This is a genomic window from Curtobacterium sp. PhB128, from assembly GCF_004340725.1.
Lineage (GTDB): Bacteria > Actinomycetota > Actinomycetes > Actinomycetales > Microbacteriaceae > Curtobacterium.
Genome location: NZ_SLUR01000012.1, coordinates 109,107 through 132,949, shown reverse-complemented (window position 1 = coordinate 132,949; position 23,843 = coordinate 109,107). Strand labels below are relative to the sequence as shown.

Below are 23,843 nucleotides of genomic sequence, written 5' to 3'. Positions count from 1 at the left end.
ACGCCTCGACGCCATGACGCCGAGAGAAGCTCTCGACGAGCTACTCTCGGCGTCACTGACAGGCGGTGTTGCACCGACCACTTGAATCCACCCGCCGATGGTCGGCGGCACACTGTCGCTTTCGCGAGCAGGGTCGCGTCGAGTGCGGGCAGCGGCAGTGGACGCGACCGGACGACGGACGGGAGGCGCGGCACGGAGCCGCCACGGGCCTCCCGTCCGGCACGCGGAAGCGACAGAACCCCGCCAACGGTTCGCGGGGTTCTGTCGCTCTGGCGGGACTGACCCGGCCCGCTGTCGCGCGCTACGCGCGCACGTGCGGGTGCGCGCCGAGCTCCTCGGCCACGAGGAACGCGAGCTCGAGCGACTGCATGTGGTTCAGCCGCGGGTCGCACAGCGACTCGTAGCGGGTGGCGAGGGTGGCCTCGTCGATGTGCTCCGACCCGCCGAGGCACTCCGTGACGTCGTCACCGGTGAGCTCGACGTGCATGCCACCCGGGTACGTACCGACCTGGCGGTGCGCCTCGAAGAAGCCGAGGACCTCGTCCACGACGTCGTCGAACCGACGGGTCTTGTAGCCCGTGGGCGTGGTCAGGCCGTTGCCGTGCATCGGGTCGGTGACCCACAGCGGGTTGGCGTCCATGCCCTTGATCGCCTCAAGCAGCTTGGGCAGCTCGTCGCGGATCTTGCCGGCACCCATGCGCGTGATGAACGTCAGGCGGCCGGGCTCGCGGTTCGGGTCGAGCTTGTCGACCAGGGCCTTCATGTCGTCGACGCTCGTGGTCGGGCCGAGCTTCACGCCGATCGGGTTCCGCACCCGCGACAGGAAGTCCACGTGCGCGCCGTCGAGGACACGCGTGCGCTCCCCGATCCAGATGAAGTGGCCGGAGGTGTCGTACGCCAGACCGGACCGCGAGTCGATGCGGGTCATCGGGCGCTCGTAGTCCATGAGCAGACCCTCGTGCGACGCGTAGAACTCGACGTGCTTCAGTGCCTCGAAGTCGGCACCGCAGGCGTCCATGAAGCGGATCGCGCGGTCGATCTCCTTGGCGAGGTGCTCGTAGCGGGCGTTCGCCGGGTTCGACGCGAAGCCCTTGTTCCACGAGTGCACCTGACGCAGGTCGGCGAAGCCCCCCTGCGTGAAGGCGCGGACGAGGTTCAGCGTCGACGCGGCCGTGTGGTACCCCTGCACCAGGCGGCGCGGGTCAGCCGTCCGGCTCTCCGGCGTGAAGTCGTAGCCGTTCACGATGTCACCGCGGTAGGCGGGCAGCGTGACGTCGCCGCGGGTCTCGAAGTCGCTCGAGCGCGGCTTGGCGAACTGCCCGGCCATGCGGCCCATCTTGATGACGGGCATCGACGCACCGTAGGTCAGGACGACGGCCATCTGCAGGATCGTCTTGACGCGGTCGCGGATGGAGTCGGCGGTCGCGCCGGCGAAGGTCTCGGCGCAGTCACCGCCCTGCAGCAGGAACGCCTTGCCCTGTGCGGCGGCGGCGAGCCGCTCGCGGAGCTTGTCGACCTCGCCCGCGAAGACGAGGGGCGGCAGCGTGGCGATCTCGGCCGAGGCGGCCTCGGCCGCTGCGGCGTCGGGCCACGTGGGCTGCTGCTTGATGGGGAGGGTGCGCCAATAGTCGAGGCCCTCGATGACGTCCGGATCCTGCAGGGCGACGAAGTCGGTCGACTCGAACAAGGGCGTTACCTCGGTGTTCTGTGCGGGCGGCCCGCCTGGCCGCCGGAAGGCGGCAGAACGGGCGTCCTGGCGGAGTGCCGGGACCATCAGAGCCTAACGTGCGGGCGACGACTTCCGTTCCCGCATGACTGCCTCGCGTGCGGAGCTCGCGCGTTCCTTGACGCTCGTCGCGTAGACGTCGACGTACTCCTGACGGCTCAGCCCCGCGAGCTCGTGCATGACCTCGTCGGTGACGCTGCGCAGGATGAACCGGTCGGTCTCGAATCCCTGGAAGCGCGAGAAGTCGAGCGGCTTGCCGAACACCACGCCGACGCGCTTGATCTTCGGGAAGCGCTGCCCGATCTGCTGCACCTCACGCGTGCCGACCATGGCGACGGGGACGACGAGCACCCGGCCCTCGAGGATCATCCGCGCGATGCCGGTGCGACCGCGGTAGAGCTTGCCGTCGGGGCTGCGGGTGCCCTCCGGGTAGATGCCGAGCTGCTCGCCGCGCGCCAGGACCTGCAGGCCGGTGCGGAGCGAGGCCTCGGACGCCTTGCCGCCGGAGCGGTCGATCGGCAGCTGGCCGATGGCGTTGAAGAACGTCTTCGTCGCCCAGCCCTTGAGTCCCCGCCCGGTGAAGTAGTCGCTCTTCGCCAGGAAGGACAGCCGCCGGTCGAGCACGGCCGGCAGGATCACCGAGTCGATGAACGAGATGTGGTTGGACGCGAAGATGACCGGGCCCTTGGCGGGGACGTTCTCACGGCCGACCACCCACGGGCGGAACAGGGTGAGGATGAGCGGGCCGAGCAGGAAGTTCTTCAGCAGCCAGTAGGTCATCGACGACTCCAGGTGGTGGGGTGGGCCTGAGCGACCCTACGCCGTGCGGGCCGGTACGCGGTTACGCCGTGCGGGCGTGGATGCGGGCCAGGTCGGCGGCGCCGACGACTCCGGCGTCGTTCACCAGCTCGGCGATCACGAAGTCCGGCTCGGGGTGGTAGCCACGCGCCGGCAGGTTGTTGAGGTACGCCTGCTTGATGGGGTCGAGCAGCCGGTCCCCCGCGCTGGCGACCCCGCCGCCGAACACGAACAGCTGCGGGTCGAGCACCGCGGACAGCGAGGCGCAGGCCTCACCGAGGTGGCGGCCGAGGCGACGGAGCGCCGCGAGGGCACCCGGGTCGTCGGCCAGGATCAGGTCGCCCACGATGTGTCCGTCGAGCTCGCCGCCGTTGGCTTCGCGCGCGTCGGCCAGCGCGGAGCCGATGCCGCCGGCGTCGGCGACGTCGTTCGCCATCCGCTGCAGGGCACGGCCGGAACCGTACTGCTCGATGCAGCCACGCGCGCCACAGCCGCAGGGCAGACCGTTCGGCACGATGCGCAGGTGGCCGATCTCGCCGCCGGTGCCGAACCCACCGCGGAACAGGCGGTCCTCGGTCACGATGGCGCCGCCCACACCGGTGCCGATGGTGAGCATCGTCATGTCGGAGACGAGCCGGCCGGCGCCGAAGCGGAACTCGGCCCACCCGGCGGCGTTGGCGTCGTTGTCGACCGTGATGTGCAGGTCGCCGAGGCGCTGCTGCAGCTTCTGGCGCAGGGGCTCGTTCCGCCACCGGATGTTCGGCGTGTAGTAGACGATCGACTGCGAGGCGTCGATGAAGCCCGGGGCCGCGACGCCGACCGCGCCGACCTCGTGTCCTGAGCTGAGTCGCTCGACCATCGAGACGACGTCGTCGAGCATGGCGTTCGGGTCCGCAGCGTTGGTGGCCACGCGGTCCTCGGCGATGATCTCGCCGAGTTCCGTCACGACCGCTCCCGCGATCTTGGTGCCCCCGATGTCGATTCCGATGGCGTGCACGGTCCAAGAGCCTACCGGTTCACCGCGAACTCACGGAACGCCCGGTGACGCGTCCTATGCTGACTGTGTCGCCTCGCAGGATGAGGCGCCCTCGAATCGAACCGGCAGACAAGGGAGTCACCGTGAACGATCAGCGACCCGAACGCGCCAGTCAGGTCCCGACCGGGAGGCACGCCTCGCGTCCGACGAGCGGCCCCGTCGCTCCTGACCACGGCTCCGCAGCGCGGCTGCTCGGCGACCGCGCCCGTCTGACGCCGTCGCGTCCGATCCTGGCCCAGCGCCACGGCGACACGTGGACGACGATCACCGCCGGCGAGGTGTTGGCAAGGGTTCGCGGCATCGCGAAGGGCTTCGTCGCCGCCGGCCTCGAGCCCGGTGCCCACGTCGCGATCCTGTCCCGCACCCGCCTGGAGTGGACCCTCGTCGACTTCGCGGTGTGGACGGCAGGACTGGTCTCCGTCCCCGTCTACGAGACGAGCTCCCCCGACCAGGTCCGGTGGATCCTCTCCGACTCCGAGGCCGTCGCGATCGTCGTCGAGCAGGAGGAGCACGCGCGTCGGGTCGCCTCGATCGCCCCGGACCTGCCGCACCTCGGACAGCACTGGACGATCGACGGCGGCGGGCTCGACGACCTGACCCGGCTCGGCGAGGACGTCACCGACGACGAACTCGACGCGCGGACGGCGTCGGTGCACGGCCACGACGACGCGACGATCATCTACACCTCCGGGTCGACCGGACGCCCGAAGGGGTGCGTCCTGCGGCACGACAACTTCACCGCGACGGTCGAGAACGCCAGTGTCGCGATGCCCGAGGTCGTCGCGGACGGCGCCTCGACCCTGCTCTTCATCCCGATGGCCCACGTGTTCGCCCGCTTCATCGCGGCGATGTCCGTGTCGGCCGGGGTGCTGGTCGGCCACGAGCCGGACACGAAGGACCTCATGCAGGCCGTGTCGTCGTTCAAGCCGTCCTTCCTGCTGGCGGTCCCCCGGGTGTTCGAGAAGATCTACAACGCCTCCGAGCAGAAGGCCGACCTCGGCGGCAAGGGGAAGGTCTTCCGGGCCGCTGCAGACACCGCGGTCGCCCACTCCGAGGCCTTGGCCGCCGGTCGGGTCCCGCTCGTGCTCGGCCTGAAGTTCAAGCTGTTCGACAAGCTCGTCTACGCGAAGCTCCGGAACGCCCTCGGTGGCCGCACCGAGTACGCGGTCAGTGGCTCGGCACCGCTCTCGCCGCGGCTGTCGCACTTCTTCCGGTCGATCGGAGTGCTCATCCTCGAGGGCTACGGACTCACCGAGACGACGGCCCCCGCGACCGTGAACCGTGCGGCGGACCTGCGCATCGGGACGGTCGGCCCGGCACTCCCCGGGGTCGAGATCCGGATCGCCGACGACCAGGAGATCCTGATCCGCGGCGTCGACGTGTTCGACCGCTACTGGCGGAACGACGAGGCCACCGAGCGGGCGTTCACCGACGACGGCTGGTTCCGCACGGGCGACCTCGGACGGCTCGACGACGACGGCATCCTGACGGTGACCGGACGCGCCAAGGAACTCATCGTCACCGCGAGTGGCAAGAACGTCGCACCGGCACCGCTCGAGGACGGCGTCCGCGAGCACCCGCTCATCGGGCAGGTCGTGGTCGTCGGCGAGGGCAAGCCCTTCATCGCCGCCCTCGTCACGCTCGACCGCGAGATGCTCCCGGGGTGGTGCGAGAGCCGCGGGATCACGCCGGCGCTCTCCGCGCACGAGGCCGCGTACGACGAACGCGTGCTCACCGCCGTGCAAGAGGCCATCGACACCGCGAACGGCCGGGTCTCACGAGCCGAGTCGGTCCGGTCGTTCACGATCCTGGACACCGAGCTGACGGAGGGGTCCGGACACCTGACGCCGAAGCTGACGATCAAGCGGTCGGTCATCCTGCGCGACTTCGCGGCCGACATCGACCACATCTACTCGGGGTCGAAGGTGCAGACGACCGCGACGCCCGTCATCGAGGAGCGTCGCGCGCGCCGCGCGTAGCGTCTCGGCGTACCGGGGCGTTTCGGGCGTACCAGGTCGTTTCTTCCGACCAGGTACGCCCGATTCCGCCAGGCGCGCGCGGGGTGCGTGCGCGCGGAGTGCAGGCGCGCGCGGGGCTCAGGCCTCCGGCGACTGCTCCGTCGCGGGGGCGTCGAGGACGGCGGTCGAACCGGTGGCGACCGTGGTGTCGGCCGGACGACGGTTGGTGCGGGTGCGGTGCGAGCTGAGCTCGTCAGTCTGACTGGTCATGCGGGAGTCCTGGGGGGATGGGATGGTCGTCGGTGGGAGGCCGACGCGGATACGGTACCTCTTCGTCAGGACAAAGCGACAATCCCCCGTGGGGGTGTCATGAGCAGGCACTCATGACCAGCGGATCAGTGGAACCACTCCTGCGCCCGGATGTCCCGCAGCGCCTGCCGTCGGACCTCTGGTTCGAGCGTCATCACGTAGACGGTGCCGTCCAGGTGGTCGACCTCGTGCTGCAGCGCCTCGGCCATCAGCCCGGTGCCCTCGAGCACCACCTCGGCGCCGTCGACGTCGACACCACGGACCTTGGCGTACGGGTGCCGCCGGGTCGGGTAGCCGAGCCCGGGAACGGACAGGCACCCTTCCTCCATGAGCTCGGGCTCCCCCGAGACCTCGACGACCTCGGGGTTCAGGACGTACCCGACCTCGCCGTCGACGTTGTACGAGAACGCGCGGAGTCCGACACCGATCTGCGGCGCGGCCACACCGGCGCGGCCGGGCTCCTTGACGGTGTCGATCAGGTCCTGCACGAGGTCGCGGACCCCGCTCGACCCGAGTGCCGCCGGAGCGATCGGGTCCGCAGGCGAACGGAGGACGGGGTCGCCGAACAGGCGGATGGGACGGACGGTCAATTTACTGCAGCACCACCAGGAGGTCGCCGGCGTCCACCTGCTGGGTCGCCGGGATCGCGAGACGGCCGACGGTGCCCGCCACGGGCGCCGTGATGGCCGCTTCCATCTTCATCGCCTCGATGCTCGCCACGGCCGCTCCGGCCTCGACGACGTCACCGACGGCGACCTTGAGCGTCACCACACCGGAGAACGGCGCAGCGACGTGCTTCGGGTCGGACTTGTCGGCCTGCTCGGCGACCTTCGTCTCGACCTCGATCGACCGGTCGCGAACCGAGACCGGGCGGAGCTGCCCGTTCATCGTGGCCATGACCGTGCGGATGCCCTTGTCGTCGACCTCGCCGATCGCCTCGAGCCCGACGAACAGGTTGACGCCCTTGCCGAGCGGCACGACGTGCTCCTGCCCGGGGCGCAGCCCGTACAGGTAGTCGACGGTCGGTACCACGGACAGGTCGCCGTACTGCTCGCGCACCCGCTCGAACTGGGCCGTGGGCTGCGGGAACAGCAGCCGGTTCAACGCCTGCTGGCGCTCGGGCCCGGCGGCGTCGAGGTGCGCGCGCTCGGCGTCCGGCACCGGGGTGATCTCGAGTCGGACGTCGCGGCCCGCCAGGACCTTCGTCCGGAACGGCTCCGGCCAGCCACCCGGCAGGTCACCGAGCTCGCCGGCCATGAACCCGACGACGGAGTCCGGGATGTCGTACTTGTCCGGGTTCTGCTCGAAGTCGGCCGGGTCGGCGTTCACCGCGGCGAGCTGCAGCGCGAGGTCACCGACCACCTTCGACGACGGCGTGACCTTGGTCGGGCGTCCGAGGATCCGGTTCGCCTCGGCGTACCAGTCCTCGACCTGCTCGAACCGGTCGCCCAGGCCGAGCGCGATCGCCTGCTGGCGGAGGTTCGACAGCTGACCACCGGGGATCTCGTGCTTGTAGACCCGACCCGTCGGACCCGGCAGCCCGGACTCGAACGGGGCGTAGGCCCGACGGACCGCCTCCCAGTAGGGCTCGAGGTCGCCGACCGCGTCGAGGGACAGTCCGGTGTCGCGCTCCGTGTGGGCCAGGGCGGCGACCAGCGCGGACATGCTCGGCTGGCTCGTCGTGCCGGCCATCGGCGCCGAGGCGACGTCCACCGCGTCCGCACCGGCACGCGCGGCGGCGAGGAGCGTCGCGAGCTGCCCACCGGCGGTGTCGTGCGTGTGCACGTGCACGGGCTGGTCGAAGCGCTCGCGCAGCGCGCCGACGAGCTTCTCGGCGGCGCCGGCGCGGAGCAGGCCGGCCATGTCCTTGATGCCGATGACGTGCGCGCCGGCCTCGACCATCTGCTCCGCCAGGCGGAGGTAGTAGTCCAACGTGTACAGGTCCTCGGCAGGATCGAGGAGGTCGGCGGTGTAGCAGAGCGCCGCTTCGGCGACGGCCGTGCCGGTCGCGAGCACTGCCTCCAGGGCCGGTCGCAACTGGCTGACGTCGTTGAGCGCGTCGAACACGCGGAAGACGTCGACGCCCGTGGCGGCGGCCTCGGCGACGAACGCGTCCGTCACCTCGGTCGGGTACGGGGTGTAGCCGACCGTGTTGCGGCCGCGTAACAGCATCTGGATCGGGATGTTCGGCATCGCCTCGCGCAGCGAGGCCAGGCGCTCCCACGGGTCCTCGCCGAGGAACCGGAGGGCGACGTCGTACGTCGCTCCGCCCCAGGCCTCGACGCTCAGCAGCTGCGGCGTGAGCCGCGCGACGTACGGTGCGACGGCGACGAGGTCCTTCGTGCGGACGCGGGTGGCGAGCAGCGACTGGTGCGCGTCGCGCATCGTCGTCTCCGTCACGGCGAGCCGGGTCTGGGCGCGGAGTGCCTTCGCCCACTCGGCCGGACCCTGCGCCAGCAGCACGTCGCGCTGACCCTCGGGCACCGGGGCGCTGAGGTCGAGGGCGGGGAGCTTGGCGCTCGGGTCGGTGACCAGCGGAGACCGCTCACCGTTCGGCTTGTTCACCGTGACGTCGGCCAGCCAGTTCAGGACCTTGGTGCCGCGGTCCTTCGACACGTGGCCGCTGAACAGCTGCGGACGCTCCTCGATGAACTTGGTCGAGACGTCGCCGCGGGCGAAGTCCGGGTCCTCGAGCACGGCCTGCAGGAACGGGATGTTCGTGCTCACGCCGCGGATGCGGAACTCGGCGAGGGCACGCTTCGCACGGGCGACGGCAGTCGGGAAGTCGCGTCCGCGGCACGTCATCTTGGCGAGCATCGAGTCGAAGTGCGGGCTGATCTGCGCACCGGTGGCGACCGTGCCGCCGTCCAGGCGCACGCCGGCGCCACCGGGGCTGCGGTACGTGGTGATGCGGCCGGTGTCCGGCCGGAAGCCCTGCGTGGGGTCTTCGGTCGTGATGCGGGTCTGCAACGCGGCCCCGTGCACGGAGACGGTGTCCTGCGACAGGCCGAGGTCGGCGAGCGACTCGCCCGAGGCGATGCGCATCTGCGACTGCACCAGGTCGACGTCGGTGACCTCTTCGGTGACGGTGTGCTCGACCTGGATGCGCGGGTTCATCTCGATGAAGACGTGCTGACCCTCGCGCTCGCCCTCGGTGTCGAGCAGGAACTCGACGGTGCCGGCGTTCACGTAGCCGATCGAGCGGGCGAAGGCGACCGCGTCGCGGTGCAGAGCCCGGGCGACGGCGGGGTCGAGGTTCGGCGCCGGGGCGATCTCGACGACCTTCTGGTTGCGGCGCTGCACGGAGCAGTCCCGCTCGAACAGGTGGATCGTCCCCGCCTCGGTGCCCGTCGCGTCGGCGAGGATCTGCACCTCGATGTGCCGCGGCCGGATCACCGCCTGCTCGAGGAACATGGTCGGGTCGCCGAACGCACTGTCGGCCTCGCGCATCGCCGCTTCGAGCGCTGCACGGAGTTCGGGCTTGGTCTCGACCCGGCGCATGCCACGGCCGCCACCGCCGGCGACGGCCTTGGCGAACACCGGGAACCCGATGGCGTCGGAGCCGTCGATGAGCTCCTCGATGTCGCGACTCGCCGGGGTGCTCGCGAGGACCGGGACGCCGGCCGCGATCGCGTGCTCCTTCGCGGTCACCTTGTTGCCGGCCATCTCGAGCACGTGTTCGCCCGGACCGATGAACGTGATGCCGGCTGCCGCGGCCGCGGCGGCGAGCTCCGGGTTCTCGGACAGGAAGCCGTACCCGGGGTAGATCGCGTCGGCGCCCGACTCGCGCGCCACGCGGATGATCTCGGAGACGTCCAGGTACGCCCGGACCGGATGGCCACGCTCACCGATCAGGTAGGCCTCGTCGGCCTTCAGGCGGTGCAGGGAGTTCCGGTCTTCGTAGGGGTAGACGGCGACGGTGCGCGCCCCCAGTTCGTACGCGGCACGGAATGCGCGGATGGCGATCTCACCACGGTTCGCCACGAGGATCTTGCTGAACACGACGTCCCTTTCAGCCCGGGTTGAGGTGAGACAACCCTAGTGGCGGTAACGTTGCTGATCGTGCATGTACTCAGCGTGAGCTCCCTCAAGGGCGGTGTCGGCAAGACGACGGTGACGCTCGGCCTGACTTCGGCCGCCTTCGCCAAGGGACTGCGCACGCTGGTGGTGGATCTCGACCCGCAGTCCGACGTCTCCACCGGCCTCGACATCAACATCGCCGGACACCTCAACGTGGCCGACGTCCTCGAGAACCCGAAGGAGAAGATCGTCCGTCAGGCGATCGCCCCCTCCGGGTGGACGAAGGGTTCGCAGGGCAAGATCGACGTCATGGTCGGGTCGCCCTCCGCGATCAACTTCGACGGGCCGCACCCCTCCATCCGCGACATCTGGAAGCTCGAAGAGGCCCTGGCCAACGTCGAGCAGGACTACGAGCTCGTGCTCATCGACTGCGCGCCGTCGCTGAACGCCCTCACGCGCACCGCGTGGGCAGCGTCCGACCGCGTCACCGTCGTCACCGAGCCCGGCCTGTTCTCCGTCGCCGCAGCCGACCGTGCGCTGCGGGCCATCGAGGAGATCCGCCGCGGTCTCTCCCCCCGCCTGCAGCCGCTCGGCATCATCGTGAACCGGGCCCGCGTCCAGTCGCTCGAGCACCAGTTCCGCATCAAGGAACTCCGCGACATGTTCGGCCCGCTCGTCCTGTCGCCGCAGCTGCCCGAGCGCACCTCGCTGCAGCAGGCGCAGGGTGCCGCGAAGCCCTTGCACGTGTGGCCCGGCGAGTCCGCGCAGGAGATGGCGAAGAACTTCGACCAGCTGCTCGAGCGCATCATGCGGACCGGCAAGATCGGGCCCTACGCCGACGGTTCGGGTGCCGTAGGCGCGTAGGTCGCTGCCGCGCGGGCGCGACGCGCGGGCGCGACGCGCTGCTCACGTCCGCCAAGCGGTCACCGACTGTCGGCCGACCGCGGCGCGAACGACGGTTCGTGACCACTCGGCGACGCGCACACGACGGTTCGTGACCACGCGCCGACTGCCAGGAGGCCCGTCTCTGCCCCGGCAGACACGCCCGGCCCCGGCTCGCCCAGCGGTCACAACATCCCGCTCACGTCCGCCGAGCGGTCACCAACTGTGGGCCGACGGCCGCGCGGACGACGGTTCGTGACCACTCGGCGACGCGCACACGACGGTGCGTGACCACTCGGGGCGATCCGCGGGACGAGAACCTGGTCAGGAAGCGCGGGAAGCGCGGCGCGCGGCGAGCTCGTCGGACGGGTCGGCCGCCGCGGAGGCGTCGAGCTCGACCAAGGAGGTCTCGACCTCGCGCAGGACCTTGCCGACCGCGATGCCGAAGACACCCTGACCGCGGGACACCAGGTCGATGACCTCGTCGTCCGAGGTGCACAGGTAGACCGAGGCGCCGTCGGACATCAGGGTGGTCTGGGCGAGGTCGGACACGCCCGACTCGCGGAGCTGGTTCACGGCGGTGCGGATCTGCTGCAGCGAGATGCCGGTGTCGAGCAGGCGCTTCACGAGCTTGAGCACGAGGATGTCGCGGAACCCGTACAGGCGCTGGGAACCGGAGCCGGCAGCGCCGCGGATGGTGGGCTGCACGAGTTCGGTGCGTGCCCAGTAGTCGAGCTGGCGGTACGAGATGCCGGCTGCACGTGCGGCGACGGTGCCGCGGTAGCCGTTCTGCTCGTCGTGCTCGGGGAGGCCGTCGGTGAAGAGCAGCCCGAGGTCGTACCGCGTCGTGTCCGACTCGGTGCCTGGGGTGTCGTTCCCACTCATGCGCTTGCCTTCCACGACGATCGAGCTCCCACCCGAAGGTTCAACGACGGGTTGAGAGTTGTTCCGAGGTCAACGGTAGCGACTCCGACCGCTCCCGCGCGGGACATCCGACTCGGCGCGTCCGGCGTGTCGAGGATACGCCCCACCCACTGACGCACAAGCCCCCGCGGAGCACCGGAACGGATCATGCGTCGAGACGACCGATCGCCGCGCGGATGAGGCTCGAGCGGATGACCTCGAGCTGGACGGCGATCTCGCGTGCGAGTTCCGTGGCCTTCGCCCGTGACGTCGCATCGCCCCGGCGGGACACGGGCATGAGCGCGGATTCGATGAGTCCGACCTCGCGCTCGGCGGTGCTGCGGAGCGTGCGCAGGTGCCGCGGCTCGATGCCGGTCCGCTGCAGCTCGACGAGTGCCTTGAGGACGGACACGCTGTCCTCGCCGTAGGTCTCGGTGGCGGGGAGCAGCGATGCGGAGACCGCGTCGGCCAGGAGCATCGGGGACGCGCCGGCCGCTCGGGCCGTTTCGTCACGGGTGTACCGACGCTCGCGCCCGAGGATCGAGGGACGTGGGGCGTCCCCACCGCCCGGCAGCACGGGCTCGCGCCCGGCGTCGAGGTCGGCGAGGTAGTCCTTGATGACCTTGAGCGGCAGGTAGTGGTCGCGCTGCAGACCGAGGATCACCCGGAGGCGGTCGACGTCGGCCGCCGAGAACTTGCGGTACCCGCTGGCCGTGCGGATCGGCGTGACGAGCTCACGCTCTTCGAGGAAGCGCAGCTTGGAACTCGACAGGTCCGCGAACTCGGGCTTGAGGCGAGCGAGGACCTGCCCGATCGTGAGCAGGTCCGGTGCCGCTGACCCCGCCCGGGCCGCAGCGGACCGTGCGGCCACTACGCGTTCGCCAGGCGCGCCAGGTCGACCCGGGACGCGTAGAACGTCAGACGGAACTTGCCGACCTGGACCTCTGCCCCGTCGGTGAGCGGTGCTTCGTCGATGCGGTCACCGTCGAAGTACGTGCCGTTGAGCGAACCGTTGTCCTTGACGGTGAACGCCGTGCCGTGGCGCAGGAACTGCGCGTGCTTGCGCGACACCGTGACGTCGTCGAGGAAGATGTCGGCGTCGGGGTGTCGGCCGGCGGTCGTGACGTCGGAGTCGAGGAGGAACCGCGCACCCACGTTCGGACCGCGGCGCACGACGAGCAGCGCCGATCCGGACGGCAGGGCGTTGACCGCCTCGCGCTCTTCCGCTGAGACACCGGACTCGGCGGTGAGCGCCGCGCCCATGTCCATGCTGAAGGTCAACGTGGTGTCGACCAGCCGCTGCTCCGGGGTCTTCTGACCGTCCGGCTGCGGGACCACTGGATCTGGCATCGGTGGACCTCCTCCTCTTGGCCCACCAGCGTATCGGAAAGGAGGGCTCCAGCGGCAGCCCCGAACTGGGCCTGTGGACGATCGTCCGCGGTGCGCGAACGCGCGGTCCGGGTTCAGCGACCGCGCGCGAGCAACCAGAGCAGGTACGGGGCGCCGACGACACCCGTCACGACGCCGACGGGCAGGGCGTTGCCGGGGATCGCGAACTGGGCGATGAGGTCGCTGCCGAGGGTGATCGCCGCTCCCACCGCGGCGGCCGGCCCGAGGGCGACGCGGCCGCCGCCGACGAGTCGACGGGCGATCGGCGCCGCCATCAGTGCGACGAACGACACCGGCCCCGCCGTGGCGACCGCAGCGGCGGTCAGGCACACCGCGGTGAGGAGCAGCAGCACCTTCGCGCGGTCCGGCCGGAGCCCGAGGGCCGCCGAGACCTCGTCGCCGAGCGTCAGGACGGTCAGGCGCGACGACTGCAGCAGGGCCAGCAGGAACAGCACGACGAACGCGACGCCGAGCACGCCGACCAGGTTCCGGTCCACGGCGTTCAGGCTGCCGGACAACCACAGCAACGCGGTGCCGGCCTGGGTGACGGTGCCGCTGGTGAGCATCCACCCCGTGATGCTCAGGCAGATCGCCGAGACGCCGATCCCGACGAGCACGACCCGGTTGCCGGTGATCCCCCGCCGCCAGGCCAGTCCGGCGATCACGATCGACACCACGACCGCGCCGACGAGCACGACCGAGAACAGGGTGTCGCCGGACGCCCCGAACAGCACGATCGCGGTGAGACCCGCAGCACTGGCACCCGAGGTGATGCCGATGACGTCCGGGCTCGCGATCGGGTTGCGGACGACGCTCTGCACGATGGCGCCCGCGACCCCCAGGCTGGCGCCGACCAGGATCGCACCGAGCACCCGGGGGCCGCGCAGCTGTCCGATGACGAAGTCCGAGATGCGGTCGCCCTGACCGAACAGCGCGCCGACCACCTGCGCCGGGGTGAGCGGGATCGAGCCGACCCCGAGTCCGATGAGCACCAGCGCGACGAGCACGACGACGACGACCGCCAGGACCACGAGCTCATGCCGGACACCGACCGACCGGCGCACACCACTCACAGGCCCCGCACCGCCCTCGACCGCACGAGCGCGATGAACACCGGCGCACCGATGAGGGCCGTGACGATGCCGACCTGCAGCTCCCCCGGGTACGCCACGACGCGACCGATGACATCGGCCACCAGCAGCAGCGCCGGCGCGACGATCGCGGACAGCAGGATGGTCCACCGGTGGTCGGGGCCGCTCAGCCGACGGACGGCGTGCGGCACGGCGAGCCCGACGAAGGCGATCGGCCCCGCTGCGGCCACGGCCGAGCCGGCGAGCAGCACGGTCACGAGCCCGCCGACGGCCCGGACGAGCACCACGCGTTGTCCGAGCGACGCCGCGAGCTCGTCGCCGAGGGCGAGGGTGTTGAGCGAGCGGCCCAGGCCGAACGCGATCGCGAGACCGATCAGCACCGGCGCCGTGATGATGCCGGCGGTGCCGAGGTCCTTGCCAGCGAGGGCGCCCACCTGCCAGAACCGCAGCTGGTCGAGCAGGCTCGCGTTCGTGACGAGCACCGCCGTCGTGATCGACGACAGCGCGGCGGCGACCACGGCACCGGACAGCGCGAGGCCGACCGGCGACAGTCCGCGCCGGGCGACGGCGGCGATCCCGTAGACGAGCAGTGCGGCCAGGGCAGCACCGAGGAAGGCGAACGGCAGGTAGGCGGCCGTGCCGCTCACCCCGAAGAGCGCGATGCCGGCGACCACGGCGAGGGCCGCCCCGGAGTTGATGCCGAGGACGCTCGGGTCGGCGAGCGGGTTGCGGGTCACGCCCTGCATCACCGCGCCGGCGACACCGAGGGCGGCACCTGCGAGGAGCCCGACGACGGTGCGCGGGACACGGTTGCCGAGCACGATCAGCCCGATCTCGTCGTTCCGCCCCGGGTGCAGGACGGTGTCGAGCACGGTGTGGAGCGGGATCGGACGGGATCCGAAGGCGATCGACAGCGCGCACGCCACGGCGAGGACGACGACGGCCAGCACGGTCGCCCCGACCAGACGGGAGACGGAGGCGGGCGCCGGTGGCGCGGACGTGGAGGAGCGCATGGGAAGTAAGGCAACCCTAACGCTCGAACCCCACTCGGCGTCCCCCGAGCAAGCCCGGAGCAGTCGCTGGGTCCGTTCATAGGCTCGTCATTGGATCGCCGCCTGTACTGGTCTCCATCGACACCCGCCCGGGTCGTCGAGGGACGACCGGAGAGCACCGATGAACGAGACCCCGAACCCCGCCGCCGACGCCGACCGCGAGCACGACGAGCAGGGCACCGCCCGGACCGACGGCACGCAGCAGCAGCGGCAGCAGCAGGCGTACGGGATGAGCTGGGAGGCACCCCACGCCGACCCCGCCACCCTCCGTCCGGCCTACGCCTTCGACGGCTCCGGCCCGTACCTGTACGGCCCGGACGGCTCCGGCCCCTACGCGTACTCCCCCGACGGCCGCGGCCCGTACCTGATCGGCAGCCCGGCGCTCACCGGCACCCACCACGCCTGGGCGCACACCGCGGCGACGGCGAACCACCCGGGAGCGGGCACGAAGCGCCCGCGTCGCCTCGGGCTGATGATCGGCTCCGGCATCGCGGCCCTCGCGATCGTCGGCGCCGCCGGCGGCACGGCCCTCGGCCTGTCCTCGCAGAGCACGACCACGACGTCGAGCCAGTCGCAGGGCACCACGACGCTGCCCGACACCGGCAGCGGCACGGGCAGCAGCGACGGCACGAACGGCTTCACCGTCCCCGGAGACGGCAGCGGCACCGGCAGCGGCACCGGCAACGGGACCGACGGCAGCGGCACCACCGGCAACGGCACCGACGGCAGCACCGGCACGAGCACCGAGTCCGCCGCCACCGCAGCGACCGCCGCCCAGAAGAAGGGCGTCGTGACGATCAACACCGTCCTGAACTACGACGAGTCCTCGCAGGCGGCCGGCACCGGCATGATCCTCAGCTCGAACGGCACGGTCCTGACGAACAACCACGTCATCCAGGGCGCCACGAGCATCACCGTCACCGACGAGACCACCGGCAAGGAGTACAAGGCGGACGTGGTCGGCACCGACGCCACGAACGACGTCGCCGTCCTGAAGCTCCAGGACGCCTCCGGCCTGTCCACCGTCACGCTCGACGACGACGGCGAGCCGAGCACCGGTGACACCGTCACCGACGTCGGCAACGCCGAGGGCACGGGCAACCTCGTCGCCGCCGAGGGCACCGTCACGGCCACCGACCAGGACATCCAGGTGCAGAGCGAGTCCGGCACCGGCACCGAGTCGCTGTCCGGTCTGATCGAGATCGCGGCGAACATCGTCTCCGGCGACTCCGGCGGCCCCGTCGTCGACAGCGAGGGCGAGGTCGTCGGCATGGCGACCGCAGCGTCCTCGGGCACCGCGGACGTCACCGGCTACGCCATCCCGATCACCACCGCGAAGGCGATCGCCGAGAAGATCCTGGCCGGGGAGTCCTCGAGCACGATCACCATCGGCCTGCCCGCGTTCCTCGGCGTCCAGGTGAGCAGCACCGCGAGCACCACGGGCGGCGTCGCCGTCGCCGGCACGGTCGAGGGTTCCGGCGCCGCGAGCGCCGGCCTGGCCGAGGGCGACACGATCACGAGCCTCGGCGGCAAGACGGTCACGACCTCGGACGAGCTCACCGCGGCCGTGCAGTCGCACTCCGTCGGCGACAAGGTCGTGGTCGGCTACACCGACAGCACCGGCGCCGCCAAGACCGTCACCGTCACCCTGACCGCGGGCCCGGCCGCGTAAGCAGAAGCAGAAGCAGAAGCGCGAGCGGGCGCCGGCCCGGCCGCCTAAGCGGAAGGAAGCAGCGCCCGCACCACCGACCGGTACACGTTGGCCGGGGAGTCCGTCTGGAAGACGGTCTCCCCGGCTTCCGTCTTGCCCACGCGGGCGAAGCCGATCCCCTCGGCGCGCACGATCGTCACGGGCTTCGGCTTGCCCGGTCGACGCAGGTACGACACCGTCCACGGCGCCGCCCAGAAGCGCGCGAGCCGCGGGTCCGCCTCGACGAGGGCCTCCGGCAGGTCCGGTGCGTCGGAGCCGCCGGCCAGCCGGCGGCCGAGCAGGTGCCCTGGGAGCGACCCCGTGCGGAACGGGAAGGTCCACGTCGGGCCGATGCCGAGCCTCCCGGCCGTCAGCGCGACCGCGCGGTCCGGCGTGACGGACGCGACCACCGCGCCCGCCTCGGCGATCCCGTCCACGACGGTCTGCGACCAGGCCTGGAGGCGCGACTCGCCACCGCCGTGCAGGTGCTGTTCCAGCGTGACCGGCTGGGCATCGCCCTGCCACGGCTCGAGCAGGGTCTGGGTCGACTCCGGCAGCGTGCCGAGTCGGCCGACGAGCCCCGCTTCGATGAGTTCGCGGCCCGCCGCGGTGCGGAGCAGCGTCGGGTTCCACCGGCGTCCGGCGAGGCTCTTGAGCGTGCCGACCGCGTCGGCGCTCAGGCGGGGGCCGTCGAGCTCCGGGCCGGGCGCCGGGGTGGGCAGCGGCTCGAGGTCGCGCTCGGGGCGGACCGGGGACGGCTCGGTGGCGCGGACACTCTCGAGGACCGCGAACACGAGCTCGTCGGTCTCGAGCAGGCGTGCCAGGGGGCGTTCGATCGTCAGGTCGACGCGGTGCCGCCCGGTGACGAAGAGCAGGTGCGCGCCCGCGACGTCGCCGTGTTCGTCGGGACGGACGTACTCGACCAGGCGCGCGGGAGCCCCGGCGGCGGTCCAGGTGTCGCAGCCGACGAGCAGCAGCCCCTCGACGGAACCGGGCAGTCTCGCGAGGAGGCCCGTGTTCTCGTCGCCGATCGCGCGGTCGCTGGGTCGGGATCGGACGGTGAGGACGATGTCGTCGCCGGTGACGCGCAGGTCCGCCTGGGCAGAGTCCTCGCGGCGCCACTGGTCGGGGCGGCGGAGGGTGAGGCGGGCGGTGCGGTCCTCGGTGCCGAGCGGGACGGGGACTGCCATGCCACGAGGCTACGTCGGGTGCGGGGTGCGGAGGGGTGCGGCTCGCCGTGCGCGCGCGGCGCGGCGCGGGCGCTGCGCGTGGCGTGCGCTGCGCGTGGCGTGCGCTGCGCGTGGTGCGAAGTTGACCACTCCGTGCCGCGCAACAACCTCGCACCGGGCGGACAACCTCGCACCGAGCCGCCACTCGCGCGCGTCAGCGGCGGGGCGCGCGCGGGGCCGGGGGCGGTGGGACGGGCTTCGCGGCGACGACGTCGGCGAGCCGGACCTCGACCGGGCCGCGGCGGGTGGCGATCGTCACGGTGTCGGGGGTGCGGGCGACGAGGTCCCCGAGGGCGTCCTGTGCGCCGTCACCGTGGTGCGCCCGGACCACGAGCCGGTCCCCGATCGCGGCGTCGTGGAGCACGCCGAGCCCACGGGTCCGCGCGATCGCCGCCTGTTCCCCGGTGCTCACCCGCCCAGCGTAGGGGCCGCCTAGAGTGAGGGGATGGCCAAGGCTCGCGTGGACAGCTGGATCTGGGCGGTGCGGATCACCAAGACCCGCTCCGCTGCGACCGCCGCGTGCAAGGCCGGGCACGTCCGGGTGAACGGGGAGCGCGCGAAGCCCGCGCAGCCGATCGGCCCCGGCGACGAGGTCCGGGTGCGGCAGAACGGCTTCGACCGGATCGTCGTCGTCACGGGCATCATCCTGAAGCGGACGAGTGCTCCAGAGGCCGCGAAGCACTTCGAGGACAAGACCCCTCCGCGGCTGTCCAAGGAAGAGGCGGGGTTCGTCCCGATGCGCGACCGCGGTGCCGGGCGTCCGAGCAAGCGGGAGCGCCGCGACCTCGAGAAGCTCCGCGGCTACTGACGCCGGCCCCCGACGCCGTGCGGGCCGGACGTCAGACGAAGCGGACGGTCTGCTGCAGTCGGTCGCGGATCTCGAACACGTCGACCGATCCGGGCGGGGACCACACGCCGTTCAGCACCTGCCCGAGCGCACTGCGGCGGACGACCAGGGCAGTCGGCTTCTTCGGGGAGCCGACGAGCTGCACGTCGACCTCGACCGCGGAGTCCGGCACGACGAGCAGCCGGCCGGTGAACCGCACCCGGGTTTGCTTCTGCACGGCACGGGCGGCGCGGACGAGTTCCTTCACCGGACGCTCGCCGGGCGCCAGGGTCTCCCCGACGATGTCGCCGTGCTCGACCCGGACGGGGGCTCCCCAGTCGATCGACTCGACGGCCCAGAGCCCGCTCGGGGTCAGGACGGCGTGGTCGAGCTTGCCCTCGGCCCCGGCGTCGAGGTCGTGCCAGACGGTGACGCCGATGCCCATGTCCGAGACGATCGAGGCAGTGGCCTCTTCGGCGAGCGCTTCGCCGAGCAGCCGTCGGATGTGCCGGGGCGCCGAACGGATGAGGGTGGGGTCGTAGGGGTCCTCGATGGGGTCGCCGAGTCCGACCCATTCGCGTTCTGCCTGCAGGAAGACCTCGCGGGAGCGTCCGCCGGGGTGTCCGTGGGACCGGGCGCGGGGGCGGGTGTCGCGACGGGCTGACGGGGGTGCGTAGGCGTCGCGACCGGTGTCGGGCCTCCCGGTCGACGAACCGGACGCACCGGACGTGCTGAACGGACCGGCGCCGCTGCTGCTGAACGATCCGCGGGAGCCCGCGTCGTAGGCGCGGCGTGCTGCGGGCGTGCCGATGCGTTCCCAGGCGAGCTGGACGCGGCGGAAGTGCTGGGCGTCGCCGCCGAGGTCGGGGTGGGATTCGCGGGCGGCGCGCCGGTAGGCGCGGCGGAGCGCGTCGTCGTCGGCGGTCGCGGGGACGCCGAGGACTTCGTACGGGGTGGCGTCGGCCGGGCTGTCGGTCATGGCCCTGCGACATTACCCGAGGCAGGGTACGAGTCCGCCGCGTGGTTGCTGGGGACGGCCTGGAGGAACGGATGGACTCGACCCCACCGGCTGCGGTCAGCGGCTGGTCGCCTCCACCACCCCGAACGCGACGGGCGCGTCGAGGAACCGCGCGTACCGGGCGGCGGCGGCCTCGAGCGCGCGCACCGAGGCGACGTCGAGTGCCGCGAAGGGTGTGACGGTGACGGCCACCCCGCTGGCGCGCTCGGTCCGCTTCCAGGTGCCAACGACCCGCCCGCGGACGACGGCCATCGGCAGGAACATGCCGTTGGCGCCCGGGACGACCCGGTCGGCGTGTGCGGGGTCGAGCTGGGCGGAGCGGTCGGCGTACCCGAGCAGGTACTCGTCGAACCCGGGCAGCAGGTGGCCGGTGGGTGTGCCGCCGGTGGTGGGTCGGTCGGCGAGCGCGAGGAGTCCGTCGCCGAGGTCCTCGACGGTGTCGCCGGCGACGGCTCGGGCACGGCGGAGGTCGCCGAGCGGGAGCTTCGTCCAGCTGGCGGCGTCGGCCTCGGTGGCGGGGCCGCGGCCGCGCAGGTACCCGAGCAGGACCCGGCGGAGTGCTTCTTCGCGGTCGGGGACCTCGGCGAGCGCCGGTGCCCACTCGTCGAGGAGCACGAGTCCCTGGCCGACGCGGGCGGTGGGGCCCCAGGCGACGAGTCCCTCCTGCGAGAGCTGCAGCAGCAGGTGGTAGCCGCGGCCGGCGGTGGGGTCGATGCCGGCGGCGCGGTACTCGTCGAAGAGTTCGTCGCGGACGAGGGCGCGGCGGCCGGACAGTGCGGCGACGGTGGTGTCCCGTGCTCGGTCGAGCAGGGGTTGGTCGATGCCGAGTTCGGTGGCGCGTCGGGCGATGCTGCGCAGGGTCCGTTCGGCGGTCAGGGAGAGCAGGAGCCGGAGGTCGTCGGGGCGCATGGCGTGCAGGGTGCCCCGCATCGGCCACGAGCGGACGAGCTCGCCGCGGTCGAAGGCGGCGCGGACGTCGTCACGGGTGGCTCCGGGTGCGCGGACCCCGATGGCCCAGAGCACCTGGCCGAGGTCCTGCCCCTGCACGGCGGTCATCCGTTCGACCGCACCGGTGGGGCCGAGGCCGGCGACGGCGATCCCCTGCGCGGCGAGCCGCAGCGTGCGGAGCTGCGCAGGGGTCGGGGTCACGCGACGGCGGCGGCGATGGCGTCGGCGTGCTGCTCGATGTAGGCGACGTCGGCCCGGTACAGGTCGGCGTGCCCGTGCGCCAGGTCGCTGACGAACTTCGGGTTGCCGGCGGCGGCCTCGGTCTCCATGGTGGTGACCATCGCGACGAGGGACGCGGCCATCGTCTCGGCGAGGACGCTGCGGGAGCGGTCGTCGAGGTCGTAGGCGCGGCAGAACTCCGCGGCACGGGCGAGCCGGTCGTCGAGGTCCGGGGCGGTCATGCCCTCGACGGCGCCGGTGGTGAACGGGGCGAACCGGTACACGGCACTCGCGACGTCCCAGACCCGGGGACCGGGGTGTGCGGTGTCGAAGTCGATGAGCCCCACGGCCTGGATGCCGTCGTAGACGCAGTTGTACGGGGCGAAGTCGCCGTGCACGATCGTCTCGACGGGGGTGCGTTCGGCCTGCGACCAGCAGTCGCGCGCCCCGTCACGCGGGAACGTGGTCGCGGCGTCGTGGAAGTGCCGGAGCAGTCGTGCGCTCGTGACGAGGGCGGCTTCGCTCGCGACGTCCTCGGTCCACGGGTACTCCCCCGCGACCCCGGGGACGAACGACACCGTCTCGAGGGTGTCGCCGTGCTCGATCGGTTCCGGTGCCGCGACGAACCCCTGTTCGTGCAGGTGTGCGAGCAGCCGGTGGACGGTCGGTGTCCACGGTCCGGCCGGGCGGTGGACTCGGTCGTCGGCCCTGGTGATCCGCTCCATGGGGAACCTCCTGTGTGTGCGTCTCCGTTGACGTCCGGCCAGCGTATCGACGTGTGCCGCCGCGTGTGACCCGGTGGTGTGAACAACACGTCACGTGACGGCATGCAGCGTTGCATGCAAGGGCGTACGATCGTTCACCGTGGAGCAGCACACGACGACCCAGGCCGCATCCGACCGCGCGTACGACCACGTCAAGCGAGCGATCATCCGCGGCGACCTCCCGGGTGGGACCGCGATCAGCGAGAACGCCCTGTGCCAGGAGATCGGGGTGTCCCGCACCCCCGTGCACGAGGCCTTCCTGCGCCTGGCCGCCGAGGACCTGCTCACCCTGGAGTCCCGCAAGGGTGCGGTGGTGCGCCCGATGTCCCCGAACGAGGCGGCGGACGTACTGGAGATGCGCGAGGCGATCGAGGCCACGGCGGCGACCCGCGTCGTGACCGACGGCCGCGTGGCGGACGTCACCCCGGGCCTCCAGGCCATGCTGACGGAGCAGGAGCAGGCGGTCGCGACGGGCGACGTCGACCGGTTCATCGAGTTCGACGCGGCGTTCCACGGTGCGGTGATCGGCGCGTCGCGGAACGCGATCGCGGTGCGCTTCGCGCAGACGCTCCGTGACCGGCAGAACCGGCTCCGACACCAGCTGATGCGGGTGCAGCCGTCGCAGCTGCAGGCCTCGCTCGACGACCACCGAGCCCTCGCGGCAGCCCTGGCGGCGGGCGATGCGGCCCGCTACGCCGAGGTCCTGCACGCCCACGTCGCCTCGCACCGGGGTGCCCTGTGAGCGCGACGGGGAGCATCCCCACCACCGGCTCGCTGTCCGTCCCCTCGGCGCGTGTGCTGCCCTGGGTCGCCGTGTGGGGCGCGGTGTTCGTCTGCTCGTGGGGCGGTAACCAGTTCTCGCCCCTGCTGCTCATGTACGAGGGCCGCGAGCACTACTCGTCGGTCGTCGTCAACGTCTTCCTGGGCGTCTACGTGCTCGGCCTCGCGCCGGCGCTGCTCGTCGCCGGGTCGCTGTCCGACCGGCACGGCCGCAAGCCCCTCATGCTCGCCGCCATCGTGTCCGCCGTCGTCGGCAGCGGACTGCTCGCGCTCGGACCACTCGGCCCCGGGTTCCTGGCGGCCGGACGGCTGTTCTCCGGCATCACCGTCGGCATCGCGATGGCCGTCGGCAACAGCTGGGTCAAGGAGCTGTCACAGGGACGCTTCGACCCATCCGCCGACACCGGGTCCGGTGCCCGCCGGGCCTCGCTGGCGTTCACGCTCGGTTCGGCCTCCGGCGCGCTGGTGGCCGGGCTCATCGCACAGTGGGGCCCGATCCCCGAGGTGCTGCCCTTCCTGGTCCACATCGTCGTCGCCCTGCCCTTCGCCGTCGTCGTCTGGCGCACCCCCGAGACCAACCGCTCCGGCGGTGTCCCCGGTCCGTGGTGGCGCCAGCTGCGGGTGCCGAGCGCCGGGCACCGACGGTTCACCCGCGTGGTGCTCGTCACCGCCCCGTGGATCTTCGGCTCGGCGGCGATCGGGTACGGCTACCTGCCGACCCGGCTCACCGGAGCCACCGGCGCGTGGGGCCTGGTGTTCGCCACCGCCGCGACCGTCGTCGCCCTCGGGGTGTCCAGCGCGGTCCAACCGCTCGCGCGGCGCGTGCACTCGCTGACCTCGGCCCGGGGGCTCACGACGGCCCTCGCGTGCATGACCGCCGGCATCGCCGTGGTCGTCGTCGCGATCGAGCTGCAGTCCGTCGTGGTCGGACTCGTCGCGAACGTCGTCATCGGCGTCGGGATCGGGCTCGCCCTGGTGTCGTCGCTGCTCGAGGTGCAGCGGATCGCGGGGTCCCGCGACCTGGCCGGGCTGACCGGGGTGTTCTACGCGGCGGCGTACGCGGGGTTCCTGGCGCCGGCCGTGATCGCGGCGATCGCGAACGTCGTGGCGCTGCCGGTCGTCCTCTGGGTGATCGTCGGACTCGGTGTCGTGTCGTGGGGCGCGGTGGTCGTGTCGTCGCGGCGGTACCTGCCGACGGCGTAGCG

Annotated in this window: 22 protein-coding genes; 6 read left to right on the top strand and 16 right to left on the bottom strand. The window is 71.9% G+C overall.

Annotated features, from left to right (window positions below; translation table 11 throughout):
- Positions 1-301: 301 nt before the first annotated feature.
- The 3 genes from EDF23_RS17560 to EDF23_RS17550 all read right to left on the bottom strand — a co-directional run bounded on the left by EDF23_RS17560 (position 302) and on the right by EDF23_RS17550 (position 3,521).
- Positions 302-1,687 (bottom strand): 3-deoxy-7-phosphoheptulonate synthase class II, encoded by a 1,386-nt coding sequence (locus tag EDF23_RS17560; protein WP_131922594.1) that lies wholly within the window; start codon positions 1,685-1,687, stop codon positions 302-304.
- A gap of 93 nt (positions 1,688-1,780) precedes the next feature.
- Positions 1,781-2,506: a lysophospholipid acyltransferase family protein gene (locus tag EDF23_RS17555; protein ID WP_123292455.1), complete on the bottom strand. Its 726-nt coding sequence runs from the start codon at positions 2,504-2,506 to the stop codon at positions 1,781-1,783.
- A 61-nt stretch (positions 2,507-2,567) separates the two neighbouring features.
- Entirely contained in the window at positions 2,568-3,521 is a 954-nt protein-coding gene (locus EDF23_RS17550) for an ROK family glucokinase (RefSeq protein ID WP_111085799.1), read from the bottom strand.
- Between the two features lie 122 nt (positions 3,522-3,643).
- On the opposite strand from EDF23_RS17550, the gene EDF23_RS17545 reads away from it, so the two are divergent.
- A complete protein-coding gene (locus EDF23_RS17545; protein WP_243648974.1) occupies positions 3,644-5,539 on the top strand; it encodes a long-chain fatty acid--CoA ligase in 1,896 nt (631 codons plus the stop codon).
- Between the two features lie 117 nt (positions 5,540-5,656).
- Here EDF23_RS17545 and EDF23_RS19760 read toward each other — a convergent pair whose 3' ends face one another.
- From EDF23_RS19760 to EDF23_RS17535, 3 genes are all read right to left on the bottom strand, one after another.
- Positions 5,657-5,788, bottom strand: a complete 132-nt coding sequence (locus tag EDF23_RS19760; protein WP_260095359.1) for a hypothetical protein — start codon at positions 5,786-5,788, stop codon at positions 5,657-5,659.
- Between the two features lie 125 nt (positions 5,789-5,913).
- Positions 5,914-6,417, bottom strand: a complete 504-nt coding sequence (locus tag EDF23_RS17540; protein ID WP_123292453.1) for a peptide deformylase — start codon at positions 6,415-6,417, stop codon at positions 5,914-5,916.
- 1 nt (position 6,418) lies between these two features.
- Positions 6,419-9,829, bottom strand: a complete 3,411-nt coding sequence (locus tag EDF23_RS17535; protein WP_131922593.1) for a pyruvate carboxylase — start codon at positions 9,827-9,829, stop codon at positions 6,419-6,421.
- Between the two features lie 60 nt (positions 9,830-9,889).
- Between EDF23_RS17535 and EDF23_RS17530 the strand changes: the two genes are divergently transcribed.
- Positions 9,890-10,711, top strand: coding sequence for a ParA family protein (locus EDF23_RS17530; RefSeq protein ID WP_131846268.1), 822 nt, complete (start codon positions 9,890-9,892; stop codon positions 10,709-10,711).
- A gap of 342 nt (positions 10,712-11,053) precedes the next feature.
- Here EDF23_RS17530 and EDF23_RS17525 read toward each other — a convergent pair whose 3' ends face one another.
- From EDF23_RS17525 to EDF23_RS17505, 5 genes are all read right to left on the bottom strand, one after another.
- Positions 11,054-11,614 carry a MerR family transcriptional regulator gene (locus EDF23_RS17525; RefSeq protein WP_111085817.1) on the bottom strand — a complete coding sequence of 187 codons (561 nt, stop codon included), beginning with the start codon at positions 11,612-11,614 and terminating at the stop codon, positions 11,054-11,056.
- Between the two features lie 184 nt (positions 11,615-11,798).
- Entirely contained in the window at positions 11,799-12,503 is a 705-nt protein-coding gene (locus EDF23_RS17520; protein WP_123312968.1) for a MerR family transcriptional regulator, read from the bottom strand.
- Positions 12,503-12,982 carry an FHA domain-containing protein gene (locus EDF23_RS17515; RefSeq protein ID WP_123292449.1) on the bottom strand — a complete coding sequence of 160 codons (480 nt, stop codon included), beginning with the start codon at positions 12,980-12,982 and terminating at the stop codon, positions 12,503-12,505. Before EDF23_RS17515 ends, EDF23_RS17520 begins: the two co-directional genes overlap by 1 nt.
- A 113-nt stretch (positions 12,983-13,095) precedes the next feature.
- The gene (locus EDF23_RS17510) at positions 13,096-14,094 is read right to left on the bottom strand and encodes an iron chelate uptake ABC transporter family permease subunit (protein ID WP_131922592.1); all 999 of its coding nucleotides are present in this window, start codon (positions 14,092-14,094) and stop codon (positions 13,096-13,098) included.
- On the bottom strand, positions 14,091-15,125 hold the full coding sequence (locus EDF23_RS17505; RefSeq protein WP_131879011.1) for an iron chelate uptake ABC transporter family permease subunit: 1,035 nt from the start codon (positions 15,123-15,125) through the stop codon (positions 14,091-14,093). Before EDF23_RS17505 ends, EDF23_RS17510 begins: the two co-directional genes overlap by 4 nt.
- A 160-nt stretch (positions 15,126-15,285) precedes the next feature.
- On the opposite strand from EDF23_RS17505, the gene EDF23_RS17500 reads away from it, so the two are divergent.
- A complete protein-coding gene (locus tag EDF23_RS17500; RefSeq protein WP_243648973.1) occupies positions 15,286-16,836 on the top strand; it encodes a trypsin-like peptidase domain-containing protein in 1,551 nt (516 codons plus the stop codon).
- Positions 16,837-16,880: 44 nt separating this feature from the next.
- Here the strand turns inward: EDF23_RS17500 and EDF23_RS17495 are convergent, their stop codons facing one another.
- Complete coding sequence (locus EDF23_RS17495; RefSeq protein WP_131922591.1) at positions 16,881-18,044, bottom strand: hypothetical protein; 1,164 nt, start codon at positions 18,042-18,044, stop codon at positions 16,881-16,883.
- Positions 18,045-18,237: 193 nt separating this feature from the next.
- Positions 18,238-18,495, bottom strand: coding sequence for a hypothetical protein (locus tag EDF23_RS17490; protein WP_243648972.1), 258 nt, complete (start codon positions 18,493-18,495; stop codon positions 18,238-18,240).
- 33 nt (positions 18,496-18,528) lie between these two features.
- Between EDF23_RS17490 and EDF23_RS17485 the strand changes: the two genes are divergently transcribed.
- Entirely contained in the window at positions 18,529-18,891 is a 363-nt protein-coding gene (locus tag EDF23_RS17485) for an RNA-binding S4 domain-containing protein (protein ID WP_123292446.1), read from the top strand.
- 31 nt (positions 18,892-18,922) lie between these two features.
- On the opposite strand, the gene EDF23_RS17480 is transcribed toward EDF23_RS17485, so the two are convergent.
- From EDF23_RS17480 to EDF23_RS17470, 3 genes are all read right to left on the bottom strand, one after another.
- Entirely contained in the window at positions 18,923-19,888 is a 966-nt protein-coding gene (locus tag EDF23_RS17480) for a DnaJ domain-containing protein (protein WP_123939180.1), read from the bottom strand.
- Between the two features lie 96 nt (positions 19,889-19,984).
- The gene (locus tag EDF23_RS17475) at positions 19,985-21,076 is read right to left on the bottom strand and encodes a winged helix DNA-binding domain-containing protein (RefSeq protein ID WP_131922590.1); all 1,092 of its coding nucleotides are present in this window, start codon (positions 21,074-21,076) and stop codon (positions 19,985-19,987) included.
- On the bottom strand, positions 21,073-21,819 hold the full coding sequence (locus EDF23_RS17470) for an aminoglycoside phosphotransferase family protein (protein WP_123292443.1): 747 nt from the start codon (positions 21,817-21,819) through the stop codon (positions 21,073-21,075). Before EDF23_RS17470 ends, EDF23_RS17475 begins: the two co-directional genes overlap by 4 nt.
- A 139-nt stretch (positions 21,820-21,958) precedes the next feature.
- Between EDF23_RS17470 and EDF23_RS17465 the strand changes: the two genes are divergently transcribed.
- Both EDF23_RS17465 and EDF23_RS17460 read left to right on the top strand, forming a co-directional pair.
- Positions 21,959-22,600, top strand: coding sequence for a GntR family transcriptional regulator (locus EDF23_RS17465; protein WP_131922589.1), 642 nt, complete (start codon positions 21,959-21,961; stop codon positions 22,598-22,600).
- Positions 22,597-23,841, top strand: coding sequence for an MFS transporter (locus EDF23_RS17460; RefSeq protein ID WP_131922588.1), 1,245 nt, complete (start codon positions 22,597-22,599; stop codon positions 23,839-23,841). The genes EDF23_RS17465 and EDF23_RS17460 overlap by 4 nt, the downstream gene beginning before the upstream one ends.
- Positions 23,842-23,843 lie beyond the last annotated feature (2 nt).